This window comes from Micromonospora sp. NPDC047187 (assembly GCF_040643355.1).
In the GTDB taxonomy this organism is placed as follows: Bacteria; Actinomycetota; Actinomycetes; order Mycobacteriales; family Micromonosporaceae; genus Micromonospora; species Micromonospora salmantinae.
This window is the reverse complement of the sequence record NZ_JBEYUF010000024.1, coordinates 62,093-87,352: the sequence shown is the minus strand read 5'-3', so window position 1 is coordinate 87,352 and position 25,260 is coordinate 62,093. Positions and strand designations below refer to the sequence as shown.

General features: G+C 72.0%; 25 protein-coding genes. 18 read left to right on the top strand and 7 right to left on the bottom strand.

Annotated elements, in window-relative coordinates:
- Positions 1-23: 23 nt before the first annotated feature.
- The gene (locus ABZ794_RS27965; RefSeq protein ID WP_355585376.1) at positions 24-1,052 is read right to left on the bottom strand and encodes an iron chelate uptake ABC transporter family permease subunit; all 1,029 of its coding nucleotides are present in this window, start codon (positions 1,050-1,052) and stop codon (positions 24-26) included.
- Positions 1,049-2,077 (bottom strand): iron chelate uptake ABC transporter family permease subunit, encoded by a 1,029-nt coding sequence (locus ABZ794_RS27960; protein ID WP_238688815.1) that lies wholly within the window; start codon positions 2,075-2,077, stop codon positions 1,049-1,051. The genes ABZ794_RS27965 and ABZ794_RS27960 overlap by 4 nt, the downstream gene beginning before the upstream one ends.
- A 157-nt stretch (positions 2,078-2,234) precedes the next feature.
- Here ABZ794_RS27960 and ABZ794_RS27955 point away from each other — a divergent pair, with 157 nt between their 5' ends.
- The 7 genes from ABZ794_RS27955 to ABZ794_RS27925 all read left to right on the top strand — a co-directional run bounded on the left by ABZ794_RS27955 (position 2,235) and on the right by ABZ794_RS27925 (position 10,106).
- On the top strand, positions 2,235-3,266 hold the full coding sequence (locus ABZ794_RS27955; RefSeq protein WP_357518349.1) for an ABC transporter substrate-binding protein: 1,032 nt from the start codon (positions 2,235-2,237) through the stop codon (positions 3,264-3,266).
- 4 nt (positions 3,267-3,270) lie between these two features.
- A complete protein-coding gene (locus ABZ794_RS27950; RefSeq protein WP_357518347.1) occupies positions 3,271-4,131 on the top strand; it encodes a siderophore-interacting protein in 861 nt (286 codons plus the stop codon).
- Between the two features lie 98 nt (positions 4,132-4,229).
- Positions 4,230-5,768, top strand: a complete 1,539-nt coding sequence (locus ABZ794_RS27945; protein ID WP_357518345.1) for an aspartate aminotransferase family protein — start codon at positions 4,230-4,232, stop codon at positions 5,766-5,768.
- 62 nt (positions 5,769-5,830) lie between these two features.
- A complete protein-coding gene (locus ABZ794_RS27940) occupies positions 5,831-7,108 on the top strand; it encodes a SidA/IucD/PvdA family monooxygenase (RefSeq protein WP_238688816.1) in 1,278 nt (425 codons plus the stop codon).
- Complete coding sequence (locus ABZ794_RS27935) at positions 7,105-7,713, top strand: GNAT family N-acetyltransferase (RefSeq protein WP_357518343.1); 609 nt, start codon at positions 7,105-7,107, stop codon at positions 7,711-7,713. The genes ABZ794_RS27940 and ABZ794_RS27935 overlap by 4 nt, the downstream gene beginning before the upstream one ends.
- Positions 7,710-9,557, top strand: coding sequence for an IucA/IucC family siderophore biosynthesis protein (locus ABZ794_RS27930; protein ID WP_357518341.1), 1,848 nt, complete (start codon positions 7,710-7,712; stop codon positions 9,555-9,557). Before ABZ794_RS27935 ends, ABZ794_RS27930 begins: the two co-directional genes overlap by 4 nt.
- 48 nt (positions 9,558-9,605) lie before the next feature.
- On the top strand, positions 9,606-10,106 hold the full coding sequence (locus ABZ794_RS27925) for an anthrone oxygenase family protein (RefSeq protein ID WP_357518339.1): 501 nt from the start codon (positions 9,606-9,608) through the stop codon (positions 10,104-10,106).
- A gap of 38 nt (positions 10,107-10,144) precedes the next feature.
- Here ABZ794_RS27925 and ABZ794_RS27920 read toward each other — a convergent pair whose 3' ends face one another.
- On the bottom strand, positions 10,145-10,618 hold the full coding sequence (locus tag ABZ794_RS27920) for a MarR family transcriptional regulator (protein WP_210782216.1): 474 nt from the start codon (positions 10,616-10,618) through the stop codon (positions 10,145-10,147).
- A 137-nt stretch (positions 10,619-10,755) separates the two neighbouring features.
- Here ABZ794_RS27920 and ABZ794_RS27915 point away from each other — a divergent pair, with 137 nt between their 5' ends.
- The gene (locus tag ABZ794_RS27915) at positions 10,756-11,316 is read left to right on the top strand and encodes an NAD(P)H-dependent oxidoreductase (protein ID WP_238688736.1); all 561 of its coding nucleotides are present in this window, start codon (positions 10,756-10,758) and stop codon (positions 11,314-11,316) included.
- A 166-nt stretch (positions 11,317-11,482) separates the two neighbouring features.
- Positions 11,483-12,763 (top strand): MFS transporter, encoded by a 1,281-nt coding sequence (locus tag ABZ794_RS27910; RefSeq protein WP_357518336.1) that lies wholly within the window; start codon positions 11,483-11,485, stop codon positions 12,761-12,763.
- 160 nt (positions 12,764-12,923) lie between these two features.
- Here ABZ794_RS27910 and ABZ794_RS27905 read toward each other — a convergent pair whose 3' ends face one another.
- From ABZ794_RS27905 to ABZ794_RS27895, 3 genes are all read right to left on the bottom strand, one after another.
- A complete protein-coding gene (locus ABZ794_RS27905; protein WP_357518334.1) occupies positions 12,924-13,409 on the bottom strand; it encodes a GNAT family N-acetyltransferase in 486 nt (161 codons plus the stop codon).
- Positions 13,410-13,515: 106 nt separating this feature from the next.
- A complete protein-coding gene (locus ABZ794_RS27900; protein ID WP_210782224.1) occupies positions 13,516-14,535 on the bottom strand; it encodes an aminoglycoside phosphotransferase family protein in 1,020 nt (339 codons plus the stop codon).
- On the bottom strand, positions 14,532-15,605 hold the full coding sequence (locus tag ABZ794_RS27895; RefSeq protein ID WP_210782226.1) for a LacI family DNA-binding transcriptional regulator: 1,074 nt from the start codon (positions 15,603-15,605) through the stop codon (positions 14,532-14,534). Before ABZ794_RS27895 ends, ABZ794_RS27900 begins: the two co-directional genes overlap by 4 nt.
- Positions 15,606-15,698: 93 nt before the next feature.
- On the opposite strand from ABZ794_RS27895, the gene ABZ794_RS27890 reads away from it, so the two are divergent.
- From ABZ794_RS27890 to ABZ794_RS27850, 9 genes are all read left to right on the top strand, one after another.
- A complete protein-coding gene (locus ABZ794_RS27890) occupies positions 15,699-16,043 on the top strand; it encodes a cupin domain-containing protein (protein ID WP_210782228.1) in 345 nt (114 codons plus the stop codon).
- Positions 16,036-16,752, top strand: coding sequence for a cupin domain-containing protein (locus tag ABZ794_RS27885; protein ID WP_357518331.1), 717 nt, complete (start codon positions 16,036-16,038; stop codon positions 16,750-16,752). The genes ABZ794_RS27890 and ABZ794_RS27885 overlap by 8 nt, the downstream gene beginning before the upstream one ends.
- A gap of 166 nt (positions 16,753-16,918) precedes the next feature.
- Positions 16,919-17,881 (top strand): ABC transporter permease, encoded by a 963-nt coding sequence (locus ABZ794_RS27880; RefSeq protein WP_357518329.1) that lies wholly within the window; start codon positions 16,919-16,921, stop codon positions 17,879-17,881.
- A gap of 23 nt (positions 17,882-17,904) precedes the next feature.
- Complete coding sequence (locus ABZ794_RS27875) at positions 17,905-18,909, top strand: ABC transporter substrate-binding protein (protein ID WP_210782234.1); 1,005 nt, start codon at positions 17,905-17,907, stop codon at positions 18,907-18,909.
- Between the two features lie 4 nt (positions 18,910-18,913).
- On the top strand, positions 18,914-19,708 hold the full coding sequence (locus tag ABZ794_RS27870; RefSeq protein ID WP_357518327.1) for an ABC transporter ATP-binding protein: 795 nt from the start codon (positions 18,914-18,916) through the stop codon (positions 19,706-19,708).
- A 38-nt stretch (positions 19,709-19,746) separates the two neighbouring features.
- Positions 19,747-20,898, top strand: a complete 1,152-nt coding sequence (locus ABZ794_RS27865; RefSeq protein WP_357518325.1) for a Gfo/Idh/MocA family oxidoreductase — start codon at positions 19,747-19,749, stop codon at positions 20,896-20,898.
- Positions 20,895-22,046 carry a dihydrodipicolinate synthase family protein gene (locus tag ABZ794_RS27860; protein ID WP_357518323.1) on the top strand — a complete coding sequence of 384 codons (1,152 nt, stop codon included), beginning with the start codon at positions 20,895-20,897 and terminating at the stop codon, positions 22,044-22,046. The genes ABZ794_RS27865 and ABZ794_RS27860 overlap by 4 nt, the downstream gene beginning before the upstream one ends.
- Positions 22,043-22,876, top strand: coding sequence for a sugar phosphate isomerase/epimerase family protein (locus tag ABZ794_RS27855; RefSeq protein WP_357518321.1), 834 nt, complete (start codon positions 22,043-22,045; stop codon positions 22,874-22,876). Before ABZ794_RS27860 ends, ABZ794_RS27855 begins: the two co-directional genes overlap by 4 nt.
- The gene (locus ABZ794_RS27850; RefSeq protein ID WP_238688744.1) at positions 22,869-24,032 is read left to right on the top strand and encodes a hypothetical protein; all 1,164 of its coding nucleotides are present in this window, start codon (positions 22,869-22,871) and stop codon (positions 24,030-24,032) included. The genes ABZ794_RS27855 and ABZ794_RS27850 overlap by 8 nt, the downstream gene beginning before the upstream one ends.
- On the opposite strand, the gene ABZ794_RS27845 is transcribed toward ABZ794_RS27850, so the two are convergent.
- A complete protein-coding gene (locus ABZ794_RS27845) occupies positions 24,033-24,992 on the bottom strand; it encodes a DUF4034 domain-containing protein (RefSeq protein ID WP_210782247.1) in 960 nt (319 codons plus the stop codon). It abuts the gene before it with no gap.
- Between the last annotated feature and the right edge of the window lie 268 nt (positions 24,993-25,260).

Below are 25,260 nucleotides of genomic sequence, written 5' to 3'. Positions count from 1 at the left end.
TCCTTCGAGGGCGTCACGGGTGTTCACAGCCGGCCCGCCCGACGTTCCATCGCCAGCAGCCAGACCAGGTAACCGCCGCCGATCACGCCGGTCACCACGCCGACCGGGAGTTGGTGCCCGGCGAACGCGCGCTGCGCAACCAGGTCGGCCCCGACCAGCAGCGCCGCGCCGACGGCCATCGACGGCAGCAGGTTCGGACCCGGGGCCCGGGTCAGTCGTTTCGCCACGTGCGGGGCGACGAGCGCCACGAACGACACCGGCCCGGCGGCGGCCGCCGCGAACGAGACCAACAGCACGGCGGCAGCGAGCAGCACCAGCCGCAGCCGGCGTACCGGCACGCCCAGGGCGCTGGCCGCGTCGTCGCCCAACTCCATCATCCGCAGCGCCGGGGCGCAGCCGACGAGCACCAGCGGCGCCAACACGACCAGGACGGCGAGCAGCGGCCCGGCGTTGGCCCAGCCTCGCCCGTCCAGGCTGCCGGTGAGCCAGAGGACCGCGCGGGCGGCTTCCATCAGGGGCGCCCGGGTCAGCAGGTAGCCGTTGACACCGGTCAGGATCGCGGACACCCCGATACCGACCAGGATGAGCCGGAAGCCGTGCACCCCGCGCCGCCAGGCGAGCGCGTAGATCACCAGACCGGTGCCGAGACCACCGACGACCGCCGCGCCGGCCAACGCCAGGCTGCTGCCACCGAGGACGACCACCACCAGCGCCCCGGTCGACGCGCCCTGGGTGAAGCCCAGGATGTCCGGGCTGCCCAACGGGTTGCGGACCAGCGACTGGAACACCGTGCCGGCGAGAGCCAACGCCGCACCGACCAACAGGGCGGTGACCAGCCGGGGCAGGCGCAGCTCGAGCACGATGAACTGCTCCGCCACGGTGCCACCGCCGGTCAACGTGCGCAGCACGTCCGCCGGCCCCATCGGGTAGTCACCACTGCCCAGGGCCACCAGACCGAACCCGGCCGCGAGCACCGCCGCGCCGGCCCCGACGCCCAACGCGCGGGGCCGGAACCGCAGCGACAACCCCCATGAGGTACGCAGAACAGTCACGGCTGAGCCACCGGTCGGCGGGTGACCAGCCACAGGAAGAGCGGACCGCCCAGCACTGCGGTCACCATGCCGACCTGGAGTTCACCGGGGCGGCCCAGCACCCGGCCGAGCACGTCTGCGCCGAGCAGCAACGCGGGCGAGAGCACCGCGCAGTACGGCAGCAGCCAGCGCAGGTCCGGGCCGGTCAGGGCGCGGACCAGGTGCGGCACCAGCAGCCCGACGAAGACGATCGGGCCGCACGCGGCGGTCGCCGCGCCGCAGAGCAGGGTGACGGCGACGATCACGGCGGCGCGGATCAGCGCGGGTCGAGCGCCCAGGGCTCGCGCCGCGTCGTCGCCGAGCGCCAGCGCGTTCAGCGGTCGGGCGGCACCGAGCGCGACCAGCAACCCGATGAGGATGAACGGCAGCACCCGGGTGACTGTCGCGGAGTCCGCGCTGGCCAGTGAGCCGACCGTCCAGAAACGCAGCCGCTCCAGCGACGCGGTGTCCAGCAGCATCACCGCGCTCACGTAGGAGTAGAGGGTGGCGTTGAGCGCCGCTCCGGCCAGCGCGAGTCGGGCCGGGGTGGCGCCGCGTCCGCCGCCGACGGCGTAGACGAGCGCGGTCACCGCCGCCGCGCCGAGCAGCGCGAACCAGACGTACCCGCCGACGGCGGTGACGCCCAGGAACGCGGCGGCGGTGGCGACGGCCGCGGACGCGCCGGCGTTGATGCCGAGCAGCCCGGGGTCGGCGAGTGGGTTGCGGGTGAGGGCCTGCATGACCGCACCGGCCACACCGAGGGCGGTGCCGGCGAGCAGCCCGAGCAGGGTGCGGGGCAGGCGCATCCGGTGCACCACGGCGTACTCGGTGGCGTCGCGGTGCAGCAACCCGGACCAGACGTCGGCGAGCGGCATGGCCTTCGCGCCGACCGCGATGCTGAGCACCACGATCACCGCGAGCAGTGCCACGGCGGTGACCAGGCCGGCGGCGCGGGCCGCCCGGCGGCCACGCCGGCTCGGGGGTGCTGCCGTTTGCCTGGCCGGCACGGTCGGTGCCGGTCGGGTGACGGTGGGTGTGGCGTCCAGTGTGGGCTCCGGGGTGGTGGCGACACGGCGTACCGCTGTTGACAATGACCGAGGTTAGGCTAACCTAACCCCGCTGCCCTGGTCGACCCCGGCCAACCCTTGATCGAAAGACAACACCATGCCCGATGCCCTGTCCGCCCGCCGCCTCTCCCGCCGTGGCCTGCTGGCCGCCGGTGGCGCTGCCACCCTGGCCACCCTGCTCGCCGCCTGTGGCAAGGACGACGCCGCGAAACCCGCCGCCGGCAACGGAAGCGGTCCCTGGTCGTTCACCGACGACCGCAGCACGAAGGTCGAGGCGCCGGCCCGTCCGACCCGCGTGGTGGCCTTCACCGGCGTGGCGGCGGCCCTGATCGATTTCGGTCTCGACAAGCAGCTCGTGGGCGTGTTCGGTGAGACCAAGCGCGCCGACGGCACGGCCGAGCCGCAGGCCGGCGACCTGAACGTCGAGGGCGTCGAGATCCTCGGCAACGTGTGGGGCGAGTTCAGCCTGGAGAAGTACGCGGCGCTGCGCCCCGAACTGCTGGTCACCCACATGTACGACCCCGACGCGCTCTGGTACGTGCCGGACGAGAGCAAGGCCAAGATCCTCCCGCTGGCGCCCAGTGTGGCGATCACCACCGCCCGGGTGCCGATGACCAAGCCCATCGAGCGGTACGCGGCGCTGGCCGAGTCGCTCGGCGCGGACCTGTCCGCGAAGAAGGTCACCGACGCAAAGGCCCGCTTCGCCGCCGCCGCCGAGGCGGTCCGGCAGGCGGTCAAGGCCAACCCCGGGATCAAGGTGATGGCCTGCTCCGGCAGCCCCGACCTCTTCTACGTCTCCAACCCGAAGGTCAGCACCGACCTGATGTACTTCGCCGAGCTGGGCGTCGACATCGTGGTCCCCACCAAGCTCGAAGCCGGCGACTACTTCGAGGCGCTGAGCTGGGAGAGCGCCGGCAAGTTCCCGGCCGACCTGATCCTGCTGGACAACCGCAGCACCGCCTTGCAGGCCAAGGACCTCACCGCCAAGCCGACCTGGCAGCAACTGCCGGCGGTCAAGGCCAACCAGGTGAGCCCGTGGGACGCGGTACCCCGCTTCTCGTACGCCGGCTCCGCGCCGCTGCTGGAGAACCTCGCCACCGCCATCCGGAACGCGAAGAAGGTCAGCTGACGCCATGAGTACGAGCGCCGCCGCACCGATCGCCTCGCAGTACCGCTTCTACGCCGCGCACGTCGTCCGCACCCACCGGGTCGGCGCCTCGCTGATCCGGGTCACCTTCGGTGGCGCGGAGCTGGCCGACTTCGCCGGCGGCGGCCGGGACCAGAGCGTCTCGCTGTTCCTGCCGCATCCCGGGCAGGACGCCCCGGTGGTCCCGGTCGAGCAGGGCGAGGACTGGTTCGGCGGCTGGCGGGCACTGCCGGCGGACGTGCGCGCGGTGCTGCGCTCGTACACCATCCGGGAGCACCGCCCGGCCGACACCGCTGTCGACATCGACTTCGTCAGCCACGGTGACACCGGCCCCGCCTCCCGCTGGGCGGCCCTGGCCGGCCCCGGCGACCGGGTGTTGCTGCTGGGCCCGGCGGTGCCCGACAACCGCAGCGTCTGCTTCCGCCCGCCGGACGGCACGGACCTCGTGCTGCTCGCCGCCGACGAGACCGCGCTGCCGGCCACCGAGGGTATCCTGGCCTGGCTGCCCGCCGGCACCCGGGTGCGCGCCTGGATCGAGGTGCCCGACGCCGCGGACATCACCGACCTGCCCACCGCTGCCGACGCCGAGATCAGGTGGATCGTGCGGGGCAGCACACCGCCCGGCAGTGACCTGCTGGTCAGCTCCGTTCGCGCCGCCCGGCTCCCCACCGGCGGCACCCCGTACGCCTGGATCGCCGGCGAGTCCGGCGTCGTGCGGGCGCTGCGCCGGCACCTCGTCGACGAGCGCGGCTTCGACCGCCGGAGGGTGACCTTCGCCGGCTACTGGCGACACGGACTGTCCGAAGAGGACCTGCGAGCCGAGGCGCTGGCCGGCGCCTCCGCCTGACTGACGACCCCAACCGATCGGCAGCACTGCCCCGAGGCGCACCGCCGCGCCGGGGAGGGTTCCGGCTGCCCCTCGTCGAGAACGTGGAAGGACATTCCGTGACCGTGCCGACGTACCCCGTCGAGACCACCACGCCGCCACCGGCGTCAACCGCCGCGCGGGCCCAGCTGCTGCACGGCGGCTCGGTCGAGCAGTACCGCCGGACGATCGCCGACGGCGTCGACCGGGTCGCCCGTCGGGTGGCCACAGTGGACCGTCCCGGCACCGGAATCACGCCGGCCGAGCTGGCCCCAGTGGTCGACCGGGTCGACCTGGACCGTCCGCTCGGCGACGCCGGCGCTGCCCTCGACGAGCTGGAGAACGTCTACCTGCGCGACGCCGTCTGGTTCCACCATCCCCGCTACCTGGCCCACCTCAACTGCCCGGTGGCCATCCCGGCACTGCTCGGTGAGGCGGTGCTCACCGCCGTGAACTCCTCACTGGACACCTGGGACCAGAGCGCCGGGGCCACCCTCATCGAGCGCCGGCTGATCGACTGGACGGCCGAGCGGATCGGTCTCGGCCCCCGCGCCGACGGCATCTTCACCAGCGGCGGCAGCCAGTCCAACCTGCAGGCGCTGCTGCTGGCCCGGGAGGAGGCGTGCGTCGACGCCATCGGCCCGGCAGAGCGCGCCGAACTGCTGCCCCGGTTGCGCGTGCTCACCTCCGCCGCCGGTCACTTCAGCGTGCAGAAGTCGGCCAAACTGCTCGGCCTCGCCCCGGACGCGGTGATCGCGGTTCCCACCGACGCCCGGCGACGGATCCGGCCGGCCGCCGTCCGCGAGGAGATCGCCCGGTGCCGGCAGGCCGGGCTGGTGGTGATGGCCGTCGTCGGCACCGCCGGCACCACCGACTTCGGCTCGATCGACCCGCTCACGGACCTGGCCGGGATCTGCGCGGCAGCCGGCGTGTGGCTGCACGTCGACGCCGCGTACGGCTGCGGTCTGCTCGTCTCGCCGACGCGCCGGCACCTGCTCGACGGCATCGAGCGGGCCGACTCGGTGACCGTGGACTTCCACAAGTCGTTCTTCCAGCCGGTCAGCTCCAGCGCGCTGCTGGTCCGCGACCGGCGGACGCTGCGGCACGTCACCTACCACGCCGACTACCTCAACCCGGCCCGGATGGTGGAGCAGCGCATCCCCAACCAGGTCGACAAGAGCTTGCAGACCACCCGCCGTTTCGACGCGCTGAAGCTCTGGCTCACCCTGCGGGTGATGGGCCCGGACGCGCTCGGCGGGCTCTTCGACGAGGTCGTCGATCGGGCCGCGGACGCCTGGCGACTGGTCAGCGAGGACCCGCGCTTCGAGGTGGTGACGCGCTCGGAGCTGAGCACCGTGGTGTTCCGCTACCTGCCCACCGGCCCAGGCCGGGAGTTGGCCGACGCCGCCAACCTGCACGCCCGGGAGGCCCTCGCGGCGTCCGGTCTCGCCGTGGTCGCCGGGACCCGGGTGGACGGCCGGCATTTCCTGAAGTTCACGCTGCTCAACCCGGAAACCACAGTCGACGACGTCGGGTACGTCCTCGACCTGATCGCCACCCACGCCGGCCGGTACGTGCACGACCACGTCGACGCCGACCTGACCTGCACCGTCGGCTGACGCCGATGAGCCTGCCCCGTCGGCTGACGCCGGTGACCACGAACCCGCGCCTGGAGACCCCGATGTCCACCCACGACTTCATCGCCATCGGGTTGGGCCCGTACAACCTGGGCCTGGCCTGCCTCACCGCGCCGATCGACGAACTCGACGGGGTGTTCCTGGAGGCCCGGCCGAGCCTCGCCTGGCACCCCGGCATGCTGCTGGAGTCGGCCCGGTTGCAGACCCCGTTCATCGCCGACCTGGTCAGCCTCGCCGACCCGACGTCGCCGTACTCCTTCCTCAACTACCTCAAGGAGATCGGCCGGCTCTACCCGTTCTACATCCGGGAGAGCTTCTACCCACTGCGCAGCGAGTACGACGCGTACTGCCGGTGGGCGGCGGCGAAACTGCCGAACCTGCGCTTCGGTCAGAGCGTGACCACTGTGGAGTACGACGCCGCCGACGAGCGGTACGTGGTGCGGGCCAGCACCGGCACGGGGGAGACCGTGGAGTACCGGGCCCGGCATTTGGTGCTCGGCACCGGCACCCCGCCGCACCTGCCCCCGGCCGTGGCCGACCTGCCCGGCGACGCCGTGCACAACTCCCACTACCTGGAGCACCGCTCGGCGCTGCGCACCAAGCACAGCATCACAGTGGTGGGCAGCGGGCAGAGCGCCGCCGAGATCTACCACGACCTGCTCGGCGACATCGACCGGTACGGCTACCAGCTCAACTGGGTGACCCGGTCGCCGCGGTTCTTCCCCCTCGAATACACCAAGCTGACGCTGGAGATGACCTCACCGGACTACGTGGACTACTTCCACGCGCTGCCCGAGGCGACCCGCTACCGGCTGGAGTCCGAGCAGAAGGGCCTGTTCAAGGGGATCAACGCCGACCTGATCAACGACATCTTCGACCTGCTCTACGCGCACAGCGTGGACGGGCCGGTGAACACCCGCCTGCTCACCAACACCGAGCTGGTTAGTGCCGAGCACCAGGACGGGCAGTACACGCTGGGGTTGCGTCAGGTGGAGCAGGAGCGCGACTTCGCCCTGCGTACGGAGGGGTTGGTGCTGGCCACCGGCTACCACTACCGGGTGCCGGAGTTCCTCACGCCGGTGTCAGACCGGATCCGCTGGGACGCGCACGGCCGCTTCGACGTGGCCCGCAACTACAGCATCGACCACAGCGGGCGGGGCATCTTCCTGCAGAACGCGGGCACCCACACGCACAGCATCACCTCACCGGATCTGGGCATGGGTGCCTACCGCAACTCCTGGATCATCAGCGAGCTGCTCGGCCGGGAGCACTACCCGATCGAGAAGAGCATCACCTTCCAGCAGTTCGGGGTGTCGTCGTGACCACCGTCTTCACCCACGTCGACGACGGGCTCGGTGAGTTCGCGCTGCGGCCGCTCGATCCGGACGCCGACGCGGCGCTGCTGCACGCCTGGGTGACCCACCCGAAGGCGGCGTTCTGGATGATGCAGGACGCCGACCTGGCCCAGGTGACCGAGGAGTACCGGCGCATCGCCGAGCACCCGCACCACGACGCGTTCCTCGGCCTGTGGCGGGGGAGTCCCGCCTTCCTCGCGGAGCGCTACGACCCGGCCCACGTCGAGCTGGTCGGCCTGTACGACCACCAGCCCGGTGACGTGGGCATGCACTTCCTCTGCGCGCCGGTCGACGCACCAGTGCACGGCTTCACCCGGGCGGTGATCGGCACCGTCATGGCGTGGCTCTTCGACGACCCGACGACCAGGCGCGTGGTCGTCGAACCGGACGTGCGCAACACCGCCGTGCACGCGCTGAACGCCGCCGTCGGCTTCACCGTCGTCGGCCCGATCGCCAAGCCCGAGAAGGACGCGCTGCTCAGCGTCTGTACCCGAGCCCAGTTCCAGGCCGCTGCCGACCGCGCCACCGCCGACCGCGCCGTTGCCACCCGAACCGAAGGAGCCCCGGCGTGACCACCACCGCCGTCCCCACCCACCCGCCCGTCGCCACCGCGCACAACGCCTCCGGCGACCCGGTCGGGCACCTCACCCCGCAGCGCTGGGCCCGGGCCAACCGGCTGCTGGTCCGCAAGGCGCTCGCCGAGTTCACCCACGAGCGGCTGCTCGGCCCGGAGACCGTGGCCGGCCCCGACGACCGGCAGTGGTACGAGGTCCGCAGCGACGACGGCACCGTCACCTACCGGTTCGCGGCACGGGTGCTCGCCCTGGCGCACTGGCAGATCGACGCGGACAGCATCACCCGACACCGCGACGGCACCTCGCTGGCCCCGGACGCGGTGGACTTCATCGTCGAGCTGCGCGACACCCTCGGGCTCTCCGCGCGGGTGCTCCCGGTCTACCTGGAGGAGATCACCTCGACGCTGGCGGGTACGGCGTACAAGCTGGCCCAGGCCGCGCCGAGCGCCGCCGAGCTGGCCGAGGCGGACTTCCAGACCATCGAGACCTCGATGACCGAGGGCCATCCCTGCTTCGTGGCGAACAACGGCCGGCTCGGCTTCGGCGTCGACGAGTACCACCGGTACGCCCCGGAGGCCGCCGCGCCGGTGCGGCTGGAGTGGCTGGCCGCGCACCGGGACCACTCGACGTTCAGCAGCGCCGCCGACCTCGACTACGACACGCTCATCGAGAGCGAGCTGGACGCCGATACCCGGGCCCGGTTCGCGGCCACGATGGCCGATCTCGGGCTGGACCTCGCCGACTACCACCTGATCCCGGCGCACCCGTGGCAGTGGTGGAACAAGCTGGCGGTCACCTTCGCCGGGGAGTTGGCCGAGCGGCGACTGGTGCATCTCGGCCCCGGGCCGGACGTGTACCTCGCCCAGCAGTCCATCCGCACCTTCTTCAACGTCAGCCAGCCGGGTCGGCACTACGTCAAGACCGCGCTGTCGGTGCTGAACATGGGCTTCATGCGGGGGCTGTCGGCCGCGTACATGGAGGCCACCCCGGCGATCAACGACTGGCTGGCCGAGCTGATCGTCGCCGACGAGGTGCTGACCGGCACCGGCCTGACCGTCATCCGGGAGCGGGCCGCTGTGGGTTACCGGCACCGGCAGTACGAGGCGGCGACCGAGCGCACCTCCCCGTACCGCAAGATGTTGGCCGCCCTCTGGCGGGAGAGCCCGGTGCCCGAGTTGGCGCCGGGGCAGCGACTGTCCACCATGGCCGCGCTGCTGCACGTCGACGACGAGGGCGGCTCACTGGCGGCGGCGCTGATCGCCCGGTCCGGCCTGGCGCCCGAGGTGTGGCTGCGTCGCTACCTGGACGCCTACCTGACCCCGCTGCTGCACAGCTTCTACGCCCACGACCTCGCCTTCATGCCGCATGGCGAGAACGTCATCCTGGTCCTCGACGAGCAGGACACCGTCCAGCGGGTGATCTTCAAGGACATCGCCGAGGAGATCGCGGTGATGAGCGACAAGGTCGAGCTGCCGGCGGCGGTGGAGCGGATCCGCGTCGAGGTGCCCGACGACACCAAGCTGCTGACCATTTTCACCGACGTGGTGGACTGCTTCCTGCGGCACCTCAACGCCGTCCTGGTCGAGGCCGGCGTGCTCGCCGAGGACGACTTCTGGCGCACTGTCGCGGCCTGCGCCGCCGACTACTTCGACCGGGTGCCGCACCTGGCCGAGCGGGTCCGCCACTACGACCTGTTCGCCCCGGAGTTCACGCTGTCCTGCCTCAACCGGCTGCAACTGCGCAACAACCAGCAAATGATCGACCTGGCCGACCCGTCGGCGGCGCTCCAGTTCGTCGGCACCCTCACCAACCCGCTCGCCGCCCACGCTCCGGCCCGGTGACCGCTATCGCGTTTGGTCGGCGCGCACGCCAACGGGTGCAATAGGCGGATGGGAGTTCTGAGTACCGCCAGCCTGTTCGCCGCCACCCTCACCACCGGCCTGACCGCCGGGCTGTTCGCCGCCTTCGCGTACGCGGTCATGCCGGGTCTGGCCCGCACCGACGACCGGACGTTGGTGCTCGCCATGCGGCGGATCAACGAGTCGATCCTCAACGGGTGGTTCGCTGTGTGCTTCGGCGGCGCGCTGCTGTTCACGCTGCTGGCGGCGGCGCTGCACCTGGGGGCCGAGCGTCGGGCGGTGCTGCCGTGGATCGTCGCCGGGCTACTGCTGTACCTGGTGGTGCTCGGCGTCACCGCCGTGGTCAACGTGCCGCTCAACAACGTGCTGGCCCGCGCCGGCGACGTCGACGACGCCACCGACCTCGCGGCGCTGCGGGCGCGCTTCGAGATCACCTGGGTACGCGGCAACGTGGTCCGCGCCGTCGCGTCGACCGGCGCCTTCGGGTTGCTGGCGTGGGCGCTGGTGGCCGAGGGCCGGCTGCTCGGCTGAGACCGGATGGGCGAGCGACCGACCGGGCCGGCGTCGGCTCAGTCGGTCGGCTCTGCCGTGCCGGCCCGCTGGAACGCGCGGGCCAACTGGGCGAGGTCGAAGCCCTCGAAGTGCTGGAGGAACCGGCGGCGTACGGCGGCCAGGTGACTGGGCCAGGCTTCCTGCAGGCGGGCGTAGCCCGCGTCGGTGAGGACGGCGTTCCAGCCGCGCGCGTCCTCCTCGCACCGTTCCCGCCGGACCAGGCCCTGCGTCTCCAGCCGGATGATCGTGCGGGTCATGCCGCTCAGCGAGAGGTGGCAGAGCGCGGCGAGCTCGTTCATGCGCATCCGCCGCTCCGGTGTCTCGGAGAGGTTCATCAGCGCGGTGTACTCGGTGAGCGGTAGCTGACGGTCACCGACCATGTCCGCGTCGATCGCGCGGGGCAGGACGTGCATCACCTGGCCCAGGGCGCGGACCAGGGATTCCTCATCTGGGGTGAGGGGTTGCGGAGTCGCCGCAGAGGGGTTGGACATCCTCTTATCATACTTGTTTGACTGAGCAAGTGCTCACCCTCCGTGTGATCACGCCCATAGGTCGCATATTTGCTTGACCAATCAAGCGCCGGTTAGCGTTCCCGTCGCCAGGCAAGGACCTCTGAAAGGCGCCACACATGACCAGGATCGGGATCATCCTCGGAAGCACCCGCCCGGGGCGTAACGGCGAGGCCGTCGCCCGCTGGGTGCTGGAGATCGCCAAGCAGCGCTCCGACGCGGAATACGAGCTGATCGACCTGCTCGACTACCAACTGCCGCACCTCGACGAGGCGTACCCGCCCTCCATGGGCCAGTACAGCCAGCCGCACACCAAGCGGTGGGCCGAGACGATCGCATCGTTCGACGGGTTCGTCATCGTCACCCCCGAGTACAACCACTCGACCTCGGGCGCCCTGAAGAACGCGATCGACTTCCTCTACGCCGAGTGGAACAACAAGGCCGTCGGCTTCGTCAGCTACGGCTCGGTCGGCGGGACGCGCGCCGTGGAGCACCTGCGCCTGATCTCCGGTGAGCTCCAGATGGCCGACGTGCGCTCGCAGGTCGCGCTGTCGCTCTTCACCGACTTCGAGAACTTCAGCGTCTTCACGCCCAACCAGTTCCACCAGGACTCGCTGACCACCACGCTCGACCAGGTGGTCGCCTGGAGCACGGCGCTCGCTCCGCTGCGCAAGGGCTGAGTGTTTCGCGCCTTTCGGAAACGGCCGTGGGCGATCCCACGGCCGTTTCCGGGCGTTCAGGCACGCTCTGCGCCGGCGAGCAGATCCAGCGAGAGCTGCCACCGGCGCGCTGATGGCAGCAATCCACGGCCAACGTCGGAGGGGCGCGTTCACTAACCTTGGCGCGATGAGCCGATCCACCGCCGCTGGTCGGGCTCCGCTCTGGCGCGACCGGACCTTCGGCACGTACTGGGTCGCCCAGTCGCTCTCGGCGGCCGGCGACTCGTTCGCCTACCTGGCGGTGCCGCTGCTGGTGCTCCAGGCGACCGGGTCGGTGGCGCGGATGGGCCTGCTCACCGCCGTCGCGGGCGCGGCGTCCGTCGTCGCCGGGATCTTCGGTGGGGTGCTGGTCGACAGGTACGACCGCCGCACCCTGATGATCGTGGCGGATCTGACCCGGCTGGTGCTCTACGCCCTGGTGCCACTGGCGTGGCTCGCCGGCCCGCAGGTCTGGCTGCTCTTCGTCGTGCTGCCCATCTGCGAGGCGGCCGGCATGCTGTTCCAGGTCGCCGCGGTGACCGCGGTCCGCAACCTCGTGGCCTCCGACCGGATCACCGAGGCCAACGGCCGGTTGCAGGCGACGTACGCGGCGGCGGCCGTCCTCGGGCCGCTGCTCGCCGGTGTGGTGGCGGCGCGCTTCGGCCCGGCCACCGCCATCGCCGTCAACGCGGCGAGCTTCGCGCTCTCGGCGGCCGGCCTGTGGCTGATCCGACTGCGCCCCGTCCGGACGGACGAGGGGCTGGCCCGGCAACGTCCGCTGGCCGAGTTCCTGGCCGGGGCGCGGTTCCTGTGGCGACAGCCCGTGCTGCGCGCGCTGACCGTCCTGCTGTCGGTCTTCATCTTCCTCACCTACGGCTTCGTCGACGTGCTGATCTATCACGTCACGCACGACCTCGGTGGCTCCGAGGGCACCGTCGGTACGGTGCTCGGCCTGGCGGCGTTGGGCACTGTCGCCGGCGCGCTGCTGGTGGCGCCGCTGCGCCGCCGTCGCGGCTTCGGCCCCACCTGGATCGGCGCGCACGCGATCTGCGGTTTCGCCGTGGCGGGGGTCGGCATCGCCAGCACAGTGCCCGCCGTCACCACGCTGACCGCTGTGTACCTGTGCTGTCTCAGCGTCGGCGGGATCTGTTCGATGTCCCTGCGCCAGGAGATCACCCCCGATCACCTGCTGGGCCGGGTCACGTCGGCGTTCTGGAGCACGCACTACGCCCTCGGTCCGGCCGGCGCCGTCGTGCTGACCTGGGCCGCCGGCCGCTACGGTGCTCCGGCGGTGACGCTCGCGGCGGGCGCGGGGTGCCTGTTGGTCGCGATCGGCGCCCTCTTCACCCCGATCCGCCGAGCCGGCGCGGAGCCGGCCGCCGGGCAGCCCGGACTGCGCCCGGCCCCGGCCGGCGGCACCGTTGGTTGAGACGCTATGGAGCTGATGTCGTAAACGATTCAGGCTGCGGGGAGGCTCCAAGCGGTGGGGAAGATGCGGACGGCCCGGCCAGCGGTCGATTCGTTTACGACATCAGCTCCAAAGGCGCCGACCACCACTGTGGCCTCCTGGGCGAGCGGAGCGGGCGCGGTCAGAACTCCTGGTACATCACGTGCAGGCCGACCCGGCCGAGGGTGGGGTGACGGAACGCGCCCGGCACGGTGCCGATCACCGCGAAGCCCTCCCGCAGGTACAGCCGCACCGCAGACGTGTTGCTCTCCGCCACCGCGTTGAACTGCATGCCGGCGTACCCCTGCCGGCGGGCCCAGGTCAGCGCGTCACGGCACAGCGCGGTGCCCACGCCCCGGCCCCGCGCGTCGGCGGCGACCATGAAGCTGGCGGTGGACACGTGCGCGCCCGGCCCGGGCCGGTTCGGGCCCATCTTGGCGGTGCCGAGCACCCGCTCGCCGTCGACCGCCACGACGGTCCGCCCCGGCGCCGCCTCGACCCACGTGCCGTACGACTGCTCGGCGGTCATCGCCGGCTCGTAGGGGAACGTCTCCTGTGCCCGGATCACCTCCTCGATGATCGGCCACACCTGCGACCAGTCCCGGTCGACGAACTCCCGAATCAGCACCCGGGGAGGTTAGGCCCGGGCAGGGGCCCCGGACAATCCGTTATCCGCTGGTGCATCTGTGCGGCCTACGTCCGACCACGCGCCGGGCGGCACCCGCGCCGGGTCGTCAGCCCGAGGCGAGCGCGGCCAGCTCCTCGTCGAGCAGCGCCGCCAGCCGGGCGGACCGCCCGGGATGACTGCGCGCGGTCATCCCGCGGCTGGGCATCTCCACAGTCATCAGCAGGTACAGGTGCAACCGGTAGAGACCGAGCCGGCGGCGTGCCGAGGCGTTCAGCACCAGGGGTTCGGCTGCGTTGGCCTGATAGCCGCGCAGCAGGGGGTGCTCCGGCTCGTCCTCGACCCGTCGGAAGAGCAGCGGCGAGACCAGGTCCAGCAGCGGGTCGCCGTAGAGGAACCGCTCGCCGTCCACCAGGCCGCGCAGCCGCAACCGGCCGTCCCCGTCGGGCGCCGCCAGCACGTTGCCGTCCCAGCAGTCGAAGTGCAGCAGCGCCGGGCGGCGTACCTCGTCGAGCACGTCGGCGTGCCGCCCCACCAGCGCACGCAGGTGCTCCGGGGTCACCGGCAGTCGGACGTCCCAGTCGGCCGCGTCGGCCAGGAGGTCGTCGAGCATCGCGGTGAACGCTGCCCGCCAGGTCGGCCCGGCGGCCCGGTCGCCGTCGTACCCGAACCGCTCACCGGTCACCCGGTGCAACGCGGCGAGGGTCACCCCGAGGTCGTAGCGCGCCGGGCCGTCGTCGACCGCGACCCCGGCCTCGGCCAGGTCGGACAGCGACCGGCCGGGCAGCATCGCGGTGACCAACCACTCGCCGTACGCCGGGTCGGCGCCGCACCGCAGCACCGCGGGGACGGGCACCTGCGGCGCCCGCTGCGCGACGAGCCGGAAGTACCGCTCCTCTGCGGCGCAGAGCCCGCGCTCGTAGCGCAGCAGCGGCGTTCCGGCCGGCGGCGCCAGCTTCAGCACCACCCGACTGTCGTCGTCGAGCAGCGCCCACCAGACCGTGGCGTACCCGCCGCCGGTTAGCGGACCGGCGTCCCGGACCCGGGTGCCCGGCCCGAACGACGCACCGACCAGGTACGCCACATCGGCTCGCGTGAGGGGCCGCTGGGTCGGGCTGGCACCGGTCACGACGTGCTGTCACCTCGCCGTGCGCGTGGCGCGGAACCCGCTGTGGCGCGGGTGGACAGTGGGACGGGACCGGCGGTGTCGCGGCGGACCAGCTCGGCGGGGAGCACCTCGACCCGGGGCGTCGGGGCCCCGACGCCGAGCACCAGGGACATCGCCCGCACACCCATGTCGACAAGGGGCAGCCGCACGGTGGTCAAGGCCGGGGTCACGTCCCGGGCGATCGGCATGTCGTCGAAACCCAGCACCGAGATCTGCTGCGGCACTGCCAACCCCCGCGCGCGCAGGGTGGCGAGCGCGCCGATGGCCATCGAGTCGTTGAGCGCCACGATCGCGGTCAGCTCCGGGTCGGCGTCGAGCAGCCGGGCGGTGGCCTCGGCGCCGCCATCGCGGTCGAACTCGGCGTACCGGATGCGCCGTTCGGGCAGCTCGCGGCCCTGCTCGGTGAGAGCCTGCCGAAGCCCGGCGAGCCGGTCGGTGGTGGTGGTCAGGATGCGCGGGCCGGCGACCACGCCGATCGCCCGGTGCCCCAGACCGCACAACTCCTGCCCGGCGAGGTAGCCGCCGGTCCGGTTGTCCGGCATCACCGCGTCGCCGGAGTGCTCGTGCCGGCCGATCACCGCCACCCGCCCGCCGGTGGCCTCGTACGCGGCGAGCTTCTCGTTGAGCTGCCGGGTGAACGCCTCGTCGTGGTAGCCCGAGCCGGCCAGTATCAGCGCCGCCACCTGGTGGCCGCGCAGCAGCTCCACGTACTCCAGCTCGCGGTCCGGGTCCCGGTAGCTGTTGCAGATCATCAGCAGCCGGCCCTGGTCGGTGGCGACCCGTTGCAGCCCTCGGGTGATCTCGGCGAAGTACGGGTCGGAGACGTCGTGCACGATCACGCCGACCGCGCTGCGGTGCGAGCGGGCCAGCAGTTGGGCGTGCGCGTTCGGCACGTACTGCAGCTCGGCGACGGCGGCGAGCACGCGTTCGCGCAGCTCGTCGGTGACCGGCTTGCTGCTGCCGTTGATGACGCGGGAGGCGGTGGCGGGTGAGACGCCCGCTCGGCGGGCCACATCGGACAGGGTCGCCATGGCCCGCCCCCTCGATCTGTTGACGGCGTTTCGTCGTGCCGGCTAGCGTCACCGTACCGCAGAGAAAGCCCTTTCCCGCAGGGAGGCCCGGCCGTGTCCGAACGCTTCGCGGTACTTCAACTTGATGACCTTCCCGCCCGGCGCTGTTCGTGTGGGACCACCCGCCGGGGTTTCATCGCCGAGAGCGAGGGCCAGGCCAGCGTGCATCTGCTCCAGGTGCAGGACGCGGTGACCCACCACCACCGGATCGCCACCGAGTACTACGTCGTGCTCGCCGGTGAGGGTGAGATCGAGCTGGACGGCGTCCGTCACCCGGCCCGGCCGATGTCCGCTTTCCTGATCAAGCCGGGCTGCCGGCACCGGGCCATCGGCGACCTGACCGTGCTGCTGGTGTCCCTGCCGGCGGCGGACGACACCGACGAGTACTTCGATGCGTGATCGACCGGCACCGCTGCCCGGCGGGGTCGGGGTGTCCCGGCTGCGCGTCTACGACACAGTGGCCCCGGACGGTCTGGTCGGCGGCACCCCGCACGTGCACCTGTGCTGCACCGAGGGGTACGTGGTGACCGACGGCGAGGGCGCGGTGCAGACCCTGACCACGGCCGGCTACCGGGAGACGTCGCTGCGGCCGGGGGTGGTGGTCTGGTTCGAGCCGGGCACCGTGCACCGCCTGGTCAACACCGGCGGGCTGAGCATCGTGGTGCTGATGCAGAACAGCGGCCTGCCGGAGGCCGGCGACGCGGTGCTGACCTTCCCACCCGAGGTGCTGGCCGCCCCGGCCGCGTACGCCGCGGCGGCGGCGTTGCCCGACGGGGGAGCGCCGGGCGCGGACGTGCACGCCGCGTACCGCCGTCGGGATCTGGCGGTGACCGGCTTCCAGGCGCTGCGGGCCGGCGGTCCGGCGGCATTGGCCGCGTTCCACGCCGCCGCGATCGCCCTGCGCCAGCCGTTGCTGACGCGGTGGCGGCAGCGGTGGGAGGCCGGCGCGGGCCGCGCCGCCGCCGACACCGCCGCTCAGCTCGACGCCCTGGAGCGGGGGGATCCCGGCCACCTGGGCGACGCCGGCGTGTACGCGGTGAACGAGCCGGTCGAGCGGGGCCGGTTGGGCATGTGTGGCCTCCTCGACACCTACCCGGCGGCCGGCTGAGCGTCCCTTCGGGACACCCGTCGGGCGGTGAGGCATCGGTGGAAACAGATCGAGGAAAGGCCTTGCCCGGCGTGAGGGTGCCGCCTACGCTCCAGGAAAGCGTTTGCCTGATCCGCCGACCGGCCCGGTTCCTGGGCGTCGTGCCGGGCCCCCGAGGAGGTTCCGCGTGACCGAGAACTCTTTGGACACGGCGGGCCGGCAGGCCGCCGCCGACGAGGCGAGCGGTGCGCAGGCAGCCGCGTCCACTCCCGGTGCCCCCCATGCCGTCGACGGCCGGGATTCGTCCACTGTGGTTAAAACGCCACCCGGCGGCGCGCGTCCACCACGTCCCACGCTCGGTCGCCGGGCGGTGACCTTCGCCGACTCGCTCTGGCGCCCGGCGCTTGTGCTCGCCGTCTTCTTCGCCGCCTGGTGGTTCGTGGCGGCCCGCGAGTACGTCCCGAACTACCTGGTGCCCACCCCCGGCCAGGTGTGGGAGACGATGACCACCCAGTGGTCCGAGCTGGCCCGACACACACTGGTGACCCTCTACGAGACGGTGCTCGGCTTCGTGCTGGCCGCCGCGTTGGGTCTGGTCACGGCGGTCGCCATCGCCTACTCCCGCACGCTGGACAAGGCGCTCTACCCGATCGTCCTGTTCGCACAGGTCATTCCGAAGATCGCCATCGCGCCGCTGCTGGTGGTCTGGTTCGGCCTCGGCCTCACCCCGAAGATCATCCTGGCGGTGCTCATCGCGTTCTTCCCGGTGGTCATCTCCGGCGTGGCCGGGCTGCGCTCCACCGACCCGGAGCTGCTCGACCTCGCCGCCACGATGGGCGCCGGGCCGTGGCGCACCTTCCGCAAGATCCGCTTCCCGAACGCGTTGCCGCACCTGATGGCCGGCCTGAAGGTGGCCGTGACCCTCGCCGTGGTCGGCGCCGTGGTCGGTGAGTTCGTCGGCGCCAGCGAAGGGCTCGGCTACGTCCTGTTGCTGGCCAACGGCAACCTCGACGCCCCACTGCTGTTCGCCGACCTGATCCTGATGTCGGCCATCGGCATCGTCCTGTTCGTCCTGGTCGAGATCGCCGAGGCACTGCTCATTCCGTGGCACGCCAGCCGCCGGGCCGGCGTGTCCCTCACCACCTCCTGACCGACCCCATCACGGAGGCACCGATGAAACGCACCGCCACCACCATCCTGGCCACCGCCGCCCTGCTCCTCGCCGCCACCGGCTGCGGTGGGGACGACCCCGGCGGCAGCACCAACGCCGACGGCAGCAAGCAGGTCACCCTCACCCTCAACTGGGTGCCCTACGGCGAGCACGCGCCCTTCTACTACGGCCTGCAGAAGGGTTACTACTCCGCCGAGGGCATCGACCTGAAGATCCTGCCCGGCAACGGCTCGGGCAACACCGTCAAGCAGGTCGCCCAGAAGCAGACCGACTTCGGTTGGGCGGACAGCCCGGTGCTGCTCAAGTCGGTGGCCAGCGGCATGCCGGTACGCAGCCTCGGCGCGTACCTGGAGAAGGGTCCCTCCTCGGTGGAGTTCTTCACCGAGGAGAACATCAAGACCCCGGCCGACCTCAAGGGCAAGACCGTCGGCGGCACCCCCGGCGACGCCCTCTACGCGACCTTCCCGGCCTGGCTGGAGAAGAACGGCCTCAAGAAGGACGACGTCAAGGTGGTCAACGTCGACGCCGCCGGCAAGATCGCCGCCCTGGCCGAGGGCAAGGTCGACGCCATCATGGGTTTCTTCCACGACCAGGCGCCCACCATCGAGAGCAAGACGGGCAAGAAGGTCGACGTGCTGCTCTTCGCCGACTACGGGATGAACCTGCTCGGCACCGGCCTGATCGCCAACACCCAGACCCTGCAGAAGGACCCGGAGCTGGTCCGCAAGTTCGTCCGGGCCACCCAGAAGTCCTGGGCCGACGCCGCCCGGGACCCGGCCGGCGCGGTGAGCGCTATGACGGCTCTGGCCGAGAACGAGCCGGCGCCCGAGGTGCTCACCAAGCAGCTCACGCTCAACATGCCGCTGATCGGCGCGGACGGCCCGCCCGGGGTGAACACCGAGGCCCAGTGGACCGAGACCATCGACCTGATGTCCCGCTACGCCGAGCTGAAGGACCCGGGAGCGCCCAGCGCGTACTGGGACTCCTCGTACGCGGCGCAGGGGTGACCCGGTGACCGCCGCGCCGGCAGCCACCGGCACCGCCATCGGGATGTCCGGGCTGACCGTCCGGTTCACCACCCGACGGTCGCAGACCACAGCGTTGGACGACGTGTCGCTCGACATCGAGCCGGGCGAGTTCGTCACGATCGTCGGCCCGTCCGGCTGCGGCAAGTCCACCCTCCTGAAGATCGTCGCGGGATTGGTCAAGCCGACCACCGGTGACGTGTCGCTGCTGGAGCGCCCGGTGCGCGGCCCGCAGAAGGAGATCGGCTTCGTCTTCCAGAAGGCCGCGTTGCTGGAGTGGCGCGGTGCGCGGGCCAACATCCTGCTCCAAGCCGAGATGCGCGGCATGGACCGGGCGCAGGCGGCCCGCCGCGCCGACGAGCTGATCGAGATGACCGGCCTGACCGGCTTCGAGAAGGCGCTGCCACACGAGCTGTCCGGCGGCATGCAGCAGCGGGTGGCGCTCTGCCGCGCGCTGCTGCACTCCCCGCCGGTGCTGCTCATGGACGAACCGTTCGGCGCCCTGGACGCGCTGACCCGCGAGCAGATGAACGCCGAACTGCACCGGATCTGGCGGGAGACCGGGACCACAGTGGTGCTGGTCACCCACTCCATCGCCGAGGCGGTCTTCCTCGGCACCCGGGTCGTGGTGATGAGTCCCCGGCCCGGCCGGATCATCCGCACCTTCCCGGTCGAGCTGCCGGCGCACCGCGACTACGCGCAGGTGATGTCGGATCCCCGCTTCGACCGGCTCGCCACCGACCTGCGTGGGTTGCTCGGCAGCGCGGCCGCCAACCACTGAGCGCGGATCGGCACGACCAGCACGACGGAAGGAACACCATGACCCGCAGGTCGATCGGCATCATCGTCAACGGCGTGACCGGACGGATGGGCTACCGGCAGCACCTCGTCCGGTCGCTGCTGGCCATCCGCGAATCCGGCGGTGTGGCGTTGGCCGACGGCACCACCATCTGGCCGGAACCGGTCCTGGTCGGGCGCAACGAGACGAAGCTCCGGGAACTCGCCGAGCGGCACGGGCTGACCGACTGGACCACCGACCTGACCTCCGCGCTGGCCCGCGACGACGTCGAGATCTACTTCGACGCGCAGATCACCCAGCAACGGGAGAAGGCGATCCGGCAGGCCATCGAGGCCGGCAAGCACATCTACACGGAGAAGCCGCTGGCCGAGGACACTGCGGCGGCCCTCGACCTGGCCCGGGCGGCGGACGCGGCCGGCGTCCGCACCGGTGTCGTGCAGGACAAGCTCTTCCTGCCCGGTCTGCGCAAGCTCAAGCGCCTCATCGACGGCGGCTTCTTCGGCCGGATCCTGTCGGTACGCGGCGAGTTCGGGTACTGGGTCTTCGAGGGCGACTGGCAAGCCGCTCAGCGGCCGTCGTGGAACTACCGGAGCGAGGACGGCGGCGGCATCGTGGTCGACATGTTCCCGCACTGGCACTACGTGCTGGAGGAGCTGTTCGGCCGGGTCACGGCCGTCTCCTGTGTGACCGCCACCCACGTGCCCGAACGGGTCGACGAGGCCGGTCGCCCGTACGCGGCCACCGCCGACGACGCCGCGTACGCCACTTTCGAACTCGACGGCGGGGTGATCGCGCAGATCAACTCGTCCTGGGCGGTGCGGGTGTACCGCGACGAGCTGGTGGAGTTCCAGGTCGACGGCACGGAGGGCAGCGCGATCGCCGGCCTGCGCAACTGCCGGGTGCAGCACCGGGCGGTCACCCCGAAGCCGGTGTGGAACCCGGACCTACCGGCCACGGAGGATTTCCGCGCCCAGTGGGCCGAGGTGCCCGACAACGAGGAGTTCGACAACGGCTTCAAGGTGCAGTGGGAGGCGTACCTGCGGCACGTGGTGGCCGGCGAGCCGTTCCGGTGGGACTTCCTCGCCGGCGCGCGCGGCGTGCAGCTCGCCGAGCTGGGGCTGCGCTCCGCCCGCGAGGGTGGCCGCATCGAGGTGCCGGAGCTGCGCTCATGAGCGCCGAGGTGGTGCTGCCCGGTGGACGGCGGCACCGGCTCGCCGGCGGGAGCGGCTTCACCCGACCGGACGCGCCGACGAGCAGCCGGATCGCGTACGCCGCCGCGCACGTCGTCGCCGATCCGGGCGCGGAGAACGTGCCGGGCGCCCCGGCGACGGTGGACTGGGACACCACCCTCGCCTTCCGGCGGCATCTCTGGTCGTACGGGCTGGGGGTCGCCGAGGCGATGGACACCGCCCAGCGGGGGATGGGGCTGGACTATCCGGCCACCCGGGAGCTGATCCGGCGCAGCGCCGCCGAGGCCCGCGCGGTCGGCGGGCGGATCGTCGCCGGGGTCGGCACCGACCAGCTGCCGGTCGGCCCGGCCACGCTGGCGGCGGTCACCGCCGCGTACGCCGAGCAGCTCGACGACGTCCGCGCCGCCGGCGCCCGGCCGGTGCTGATGTGCAGCCGGCACCTGGCCGCCGCCGCACGCGGCCCGGAGGACTACCTGCGGGTGTACGACGAGCTGCTGAGCGCCGCCGACGAACCGGTGGTGCTGCACTGGCTGGGTCCGATGTTCGACCCGGCGTTGACCGGCTACTGGGGTGCTGTCGACCTGGACCTGGCCGCCGACACGGTGATCGAGCTGATCAAGACGCACCAGTCCACAGTGGATGGGATCAAGGTGTCGCTGTTGGACGCCGACCGGGAGGTCGCGCTGCGCCGCCGCCTGCCGGCCGGGGTACGCCTCTACACCGGTGACGACTTCCACTACCCGGAGCTGATCCGGGGTGACGAGGTGGGCCACTCCGACGCGCTGCTCGGGGTGTTCGCGGCCATCGCGCCGGCCGCCGCCGCCGCGCTGGCCGCCCTGGACCGGGGCGACCTGACGGCGTACGACGAGATCTTCGGGCCCACCGTGCCGCTGGCCCGGCACCTGTTCGCGGCGCCGACCTGGCACTACAAGACGGGGATCGTGTTCCTGGCCTGGTTGGCCGGGCACCAGGACCATTTCACGATGGTCGGTGGCGCCCAGTCCGGTCGGTCCCCGGCGCACCTGGCCACGCTGCTCACCCTGGCCGACGCGGCCGGGCTGCTGCCCGACGCCGACCTGGCCGCCGCCCGCGCCCGAGCGCTGTTCACCGTGGCGGGGGTGGCCCAGTGAGCGGCGAACTCACGGTCGGCAGCGCCGACGGGCTGCGGCGCTTCTCGTTCAACCAGGCCACCGCCCAGCGCTGGCCGCTGCCCGAGGTGGTGGCCGGGTGCGTCACGGCCGGTGTACAGGGCATCGGCCTGTGGCGGGAGCCGGTGGCCGAGTACGGGTTGGCCCGCTCGGCGAAACTGGTCCGCGACGCCGGTCTCGCCGTCACGTCGCTGTGCCGGGGCGGGTTCTTCTCCGCCGACGACTGGCGCGCGGAGAACCTGCGGGCCATCGAGGAGGCCGCCGCCCTCGGCGCTCCGGAGCTGGTGCTGGTCTCCGGTGGGCTGCCGGCCGGCAGCCGGGACGTCGACGGCGCGCGGCGTCGGGTCGCCGACGCGATCGGCGAGCTGGCCCCGCACGCCGAGGCGGCCGGGGTACGGCTGGCCATCGAGCCGCTGCACCCGATGTTCGCCGCCGACCGGTGCGTGATCGCCACCCTCAACCAGGCGCTGGACATCGCCGAGCGGTTCGACCCGGCGGTGGTCGGCGTGGTCGTCGACGCGTACCACGTCTGGTGGGACGACACGGTGTACGCGCAGATCGCGCGGGCCGCCGCCCGGATCGCCGCGTTCCAGGTCTGCGACTGGGTGACCCCGCTGCCCGAGGGGGTGCTGCTCGGCCGGGCGCTGCCCGGTGACGGCTGCATCGAGCTGCGTCGGCTGCGCGAGGCGGTGGACGCGGCCGGCTACGTCGGCCCGATCGAGGTGGAGGTCTTCTCCGCCGAGGTGTGGGCGCGTCCGGGCGCGGAGGTGCTCGACGCGGCGATCGCCGGCTACCTGCGCCACGTTGCCTGACGTCTCCGAACGGCGGTGGACGGCGGCGGTCGGCGCCTGGCTGGGCATCGGCACCGCACCCGCCACGCTGGTGCTCGGCGCGGCCATGGCCGCCCGACATGGCGGCGCGGTGCCGGTGGCCGGGCTGCTGGTCGGCGGGGCGCTGATGACGGCCCTGCTCTGGGGCCAGGGCCGGATCGGGCTGCGCCGGCCGCTCGGCGACGGCGGGACGTTGACCGCGGTGCTGCCCGCGTACCTGGGGGACACCTCGCGGCTGCTGCTGGCGGCGGTTCTGGCCGTGTCGATGATCGGTTGGAACGGGTTCAACGTCGGGCTCGGCGGGGCCTCGCTGGCCGCGCTGACCCACCTGCCAGGCTGGGCCGGGCCGGTACTGCTGGAGGTGGCGGTCCTCGCCGTCTCCTGGGCGCCGGCCCGGCTCGGCAACCGGGTCGCGGTGGTCACCACGCTCAGCGCGGTGGTGCTGGTCGGCTGGTGCCTGACAGTGCTGCCACCACCCGGTGCACCGGTCCGCCTCGCCGGCGGCGGGCTCGCCGACGCCGCCGCGCTGATCGGGTACGCGGCCGTGTTCGCGCTGCGCGCACCGGACTTCAGCGTGGGCCTGTCCCGAAGGCGGGACCTGGCCTGGTGCGTGGGGCTGCTGATCGGGCCGGCGCTGCTCGGGGTGCTCGCCGGGGCCGGCCTGTGGCTGCGGACCGGCTCGGCCGACGTGGTCGCGCTACTCGCCACCGGCTCGGGGCTGGCCGCGTACGCGAATCTGTTCGTCGCGGTGGCGGTCTTCGCGGCGGCGCTGACCACCACGTACTCCGGTTCCCTGGCGTTGCGTGGTCTGGCTCCCCGCCTGCCGGCGCGGGCGGCGATGCTGCTCGTCGCGGTGCTCGGCGGCATGTTGGCGGTGGCGCGGTTCGACCGCCTGGTGCTGCCCTGGCTGACCCTGCTGGCCGCCGCGTTACCGGTGCTGGTGGTGCCGATGGCAGTGGAGGCGGCGGCCCGTCGGCGCGGTCGTGTCCCGCGTACCGTGCCCGCCTGGTGCTGGATGCCGCCGGCGCTGCTCGCGGTGGCCTGCACGCTCGCCGGGGTGGGTGTCGCCCCGCTGCTCGGGCTGGCCCTGGCCGCGGCGTGCACTGTGCTCTGGCGGCGACGCGCAGACGTGCTCTAGCTAGTCGCTCCGGTTCGTGGCCACCCAGTCGCGGGAGGCGGTGAACTTCTCGACCGGGTCGCCGAGGACCGACCACGGCCACTCGGTGACCATCCCGTCGAGCAACGCGAACACGTGCGCGGCCGCGTCGAACTCCTCGGCCAGTTCGAAGGTCAGCGCGAAGATCGCCAGCCGTGGCGCCCAGCCGGGACCGGCGGGAACGTAATCCGGGTGGAAGATCGAGTTTTCCGCGGCGGTGAGAAGCTCGGCGCGGACCTCGTCCGAGTCGAAGTACGCGTTGCCCTCTTCTACGTCGGTGGCCTCCCACCTCTCGAAGTGGGCGACGGCCACCAGTTCGTGCAGGAGGCTGTTGGGCCCGGCCGCCGCGGCGGCGCTCCGCGCGAAGTCGAACATCTCCTCGTGGCTGCCGGACCACTTCTTACACAGATACTGCAACCGCTGCTCGTGCGCGACGACGTGCCCCGGGTGGAGTCGCGTCACCGCCTCGAAGCGTTGCTGAGCCTCCGCCGCCCCGATGCCCAGGCCCCGGGCGCTGGTGACCAGCCAGGCTCGTGCGGTGACGTTGTCGGGTTCCTGGGCGAGCACCTTCTCCAACATCGCCTCGGCGTAGTGCAACCGCTCGTGGAACGCCTTGAACTGGGCAGCGGCGGTGTACTTGGCCCGCTTGCCGCCACGTGCCTCCCACGCCCAGTGCACCGCGTGACAACCGGCGACCAGCACGGGCAGCGTCGACTCGGGCTCGGCGTCGATCCAGTCGCCGATCCAGTCCTGGATCCCGTCGACCCCGCCGACCGCCTCCATGAGGAAGGCCATCTCGTCCGGATCGGCGGCCATGGTGAGCAGTTCCCGGGCGAACTTCCACCTGCGCTTCTCCAACGCCCGGATCAGGGCCTTCCGGTGCGGGTCACCGTAGGTCGGGTCCAGTGCCGGGGCCTTTGACCGCTTGATGAATGACCACATGCCACCGAACCCCCATGTCGTACGCCAGGTGGCCGCTGATACTAGATGATCACGCGGCCTGCGGCTGACCGGTGCGCGCCTCAGCGGTGGCGGAGCCGACTCGTGGGGCTGGGCGGCATCGCTGAGGCGTTGTGATCTTATACGCACCAGTGATCCGTAACACCGCGCAAATCTTCGATTAACCGTCGTGGACTTGGGTGGGGGAGCGCTCCCAGTGCGGGTCGCGATCAATGAGAAACGCTCCACAAGGGAGCAACCGAGAGGAGCC

What these genes read in the sequence shown, in the direction of transcription:
- ABZ794_RS27950 (WP_357518347.1), top strand. Translation starts at nt 3,271, where the DNA reads ATGAGTACGAGCGCCGCCGCACCGATCGCCTCGCAGTACCGCTTCTAC.
- ABZ794_RS27895 (WP_210782226.1), bottom strand. Translation starts at nt 15,605, where the DNA reads ATGGCGACCCTGTCCGATGTGGCCCGCCGAGCGGGCGTCTCACCCGCC.
- ABZ794_RS27910 (WP_357518336.1), top strand. Translation starts at nt 11,483, where the DNA reads ATGAGCCGATCCACCGCCGCTGGTCGGGCTCCGCTCTGGCGCGACCGG.
- ABZ794_RS27920 (WP_210782216.1), bottom strand. Translation starts at nt 10,618, where the DNA reads ATGTCCAACCCCTCTGCGGCGACTCCGCAACCCCTCACCCCAGATGAG.
- ABZ794_RS27885 (WP_357518331.1), top strand. Translation starts at nt 16,036, where the DNA reads ATGCGTGATCGACCGGCACCGCTGCCCGGCGGGGTCGGGGTGTCCCGG.
- ABZ794_RS27845 (WP_210782247.1), bottom strand. Translation starts at nt 24,992, where the DNA reads ATGTGGTCATTCATCAAGCGGTCAAAGGCCCCGGCACTGGACCCGACC.
- ABZ794_RS27940 (WP_238688816.1), top strand. Translation starts at nt 5,831, where the DNA reads ATGTCCACCCACGACTTCATCGCCATCGGGTTGGGCCCGTACAACCTG.
- ABZ794_RS27865 (WP_357518325.1), top strand. Translation starts at nt 19,747, where the DNA reads ATGACCCGCAGGTCGATCGGCATCATCGTCAACGGCGTGACCGGACGG.
- ABZ794_RS27875 (WP_210782234.1), top strand. Translation starts at nt 17,905, where the DNA reads ATGAAACGCACCGCCACCACCATCCTGGCCACCGCCGCCCTGCTCCTC.
- ABZ794_RS27955 (WP_357518349.1), top strand. Translation starts at nt 2,235, where the DNA reads ATGCCCGATGCCCTGTCCGCCCGCCGCCTCTCCCGCCGTGGCCTGCTG.
- ABZ794_RS27925 (WP_357518339.1), top strand. Translation starts at nt 9,606, where the DNA reads ATGGGAGTTCTGAGTACCGCCAGCCTGTTCGCCGCCACCCTCACCACC.
- ABZ794_RS27915 (WP_238688736.1), top strand. Translation starts at nt 10,756, where the DNA reads ATGACCAGGATCGGGATCATCCTCGGAAGCACCCGCCCGGGGCGTAAC.
- ABZ794_RS27860 (WP_357518323.1), top strand. Translation starts at nt 20,895, where the DNA reads ATGAGCGCCGAGGTGGTGCTGCCCGGTGGACGGCGGCACCGGCTCGCC.